This is a genomic window from Mycobacterium asiaticum, from assembly GCF_001668675.1.
Classification (GTDB): Bacteria; Actinomycetota; Actinomycetes; order Mycobacteriales; family Mycobacteriaceae; genus Mycobacterium; species Mycobacterium asiaticum_D.
Genome location: NZ_LZKQ01000124.1, coordinates 1 through 1,980, shown reverse-complemented (window position 1 = coordinate 1,980; position 1,980 = coordinate 1). Strand labels below are relative to the sequence as shown.

Genomic DNA, 1,980 nt, shown 5'->3' with positions numbered 1-1,980 from the left:
CCCGGCCCGCCGCAGCGCCTCGACGGCCAGCGCGCCGCCGACCCCGTGCATCGGCGTCAGGGCCACCCGCACCGCGCCGCTGCCGCTTCGGATGCTTGCGACGCGCTGCAGATAGCGCTCGATCAGGTCGGTATCGGACGGCCGCACGGGTTGGCGCGGAATTTCGTCGGCCGGGGGAGCGGCGGCCATCGCGGCTTCGATGTGCCGGTCGGTGGGGGAGACGATCTGCATCCCGCCGTCCAGATAGACCTTGTACCCGTTGTCGGTCGCCGGATTGTGCGAGGCGGTGATCTGTATTCCCGCGGCGGCGCCGAGCCGGCGCACCGCGAACGCAATCACCGGAGTGGGCACCGGGTCGCCGAACAACACCACCGAAAACCCTTGCGCCGCAAGGACTTCAGCGGCTGCGGTGGCGAACTCCGCCGAGCCGTGCCGGGCGTCGCGGCCCACCACCGCCGTCGCGGGCCCGTCGACGACCTGCGTCAGTGCCCAAGTCGCGCGCAGCACCACCGCAACGTTCATCGCGTCCGGGCCGCCGCGCACCGGCCCGCGCAGGCCGGCGGTACCGAAGGTGAGCGGGCGGGCGAACCGGGCGGCCAGTTCGTCGGGACCCAGCGCAGCCAGTTCGGCGGCCGTCCGCGGGTCGGGGTCGTGGGCGATCCACTCCTCGGGAGTCACTAGAACCGGGCTATCACGTCGGCCAGCAGCGACCCCATTCGCTGGGCGGACGCGGCCCCGGCGGCCAGCACTTCGGCGTGGTTGAGCGGCTCGCCGGTGATGCCGGCAGCGAGGTTCGTCACCAGCGATATGCCCAGCACCTCGGCGCCCGCCGCCCGCGCGGCGATCGTCTCGTGCACCGTCGACATCCCCACCAGGTCGGCACCGAGGATCCGCAGCATGCGGATCTCAGCGGGCGTCTCGTAGTGCGGACCCGGCAGCCCGGCGTAAACCCCCTCGGCCAACGCGGGATCGCTTGCACGGGCCAGCGCCCGCAACCGCGGCGCGTACGCGTCGGTCAGATCGACGAACTGCGCGCCCACCAGCGGTGACCGTGCCGTCAGGTTCAGGTGGTCGCTGATCAGGACCGGCTGGCCCACCTGCATGTCCGGTCGCAGGCCGCCGGCCGCGTTGGTGAGTACGACGATCCGCGCCCCCGCCGCGCATGCCGCCCGGACCGGGTGCACAACGTGCCCTAAGTCATGCCCCTCGTACGGGTGGATGCGGCCGGCCAGGACCAGCACCCGGTGCCCGCCGACCGGGACCGACAGCAGCTCGCCGGCGTGTCCCGCGGCCCGCGGCGGCGCGAATCCGGGGACGTCTGCCTGCGGCAGCACCGCGGTGGGGGTGCCCAGCGCCGCGATGGCGGGCGACCACCCCGAGCCGAGCACGACGGCGACGTCGTGCTCGTCGATGCCGGTGCGCTCACCGATGACCTTGGCGGCTTGGGACGCAAGCTCATCCGGCTCGGAGGTCAGGCTGGTCACACTGGGCGAGACTACTGGCCAGGTAGTTGGTCCGGCGATGAGATACTGCGAGAATGCCCGCACTCAACGCACCCGACATTGTCGAGGCGACGGTGCGGCGCCGGGGCAATGATCTGGTTGAGTTGTCGCACGCGATCCACGCCGAGCCCGAGTTGGCGTTCGACGAACACCGCAGCTGCGCGAAGGCCGCGGCGCTGGCCGCTGAACGCGGCTTCGAGATGAACCCGGTTGCGGGCCTGGACACGGCGTTTCGGGCGAACTTCGGCAGCGGTCCGCTGGTGGTGGGGGTGTGCGCCGAGTACGACGCGCTGCCCGAGATCGGGCACGCCTGCGGGCACAACATCATTGCGGCCTCGGCGGTGGGGACTGCGCTGGCGCTGGCCGAGGTGGCCGACGACCTCGGCCTGACGGTCGCGCTGCTGGGCACGCCGGCCGAGGAGTCCGGTGGTGGCAAGGAGTTGATGCTGCGGGCCGGGGCGTTCGACGACGTCGCGGT

The 1,980-nt window shown here is 72.3% G+C and carries 3 protein-coding genes; 1 reads left to right on the top strand and 2 read right to left on the bottom strand.

Features of this window, described 5'->3' with window-relative positions; all coding sequences use genetic code 11:
• Positions 1-678: phosphohexomutase domain-containing protein (locus tag A9X01_RS10905; protein ID WP_495524974.1), on the bottom strand; the 678-nt coding region annotated here is incomplete at its 3' end.
• Positions 678-1,484 carry a purine-nucleoside phosphorylase gene (locus A9X01_RS10900; protein WP_065120772.1) on the bottom strand — a complete coding sequence of 269 codons (807 nt, stop codon included), beginning with the start codon at positions 1,482-1,484 and terminating at the stop codon, positions 678-680. The genes A9X01_RS10900 and A9X01_RS10905, both read right to left, overlap by 1 nt.
• A 53-nt stretch (positions 1,485-1,537) precedes the next feature.
• On the opposite strand from A9X01_RS10900, the gene A9X01_RS10895 reads away from it, so the two are divergent.
• Positions 1,538-1,980, top strand: a 443-nt coding sequence (locus A9X01_RS10895; protein WP_366663635.1) for a M20/M25/M40 family metallo-hydrolase, incomplete at its 3' end; no start/stop codon positions are given.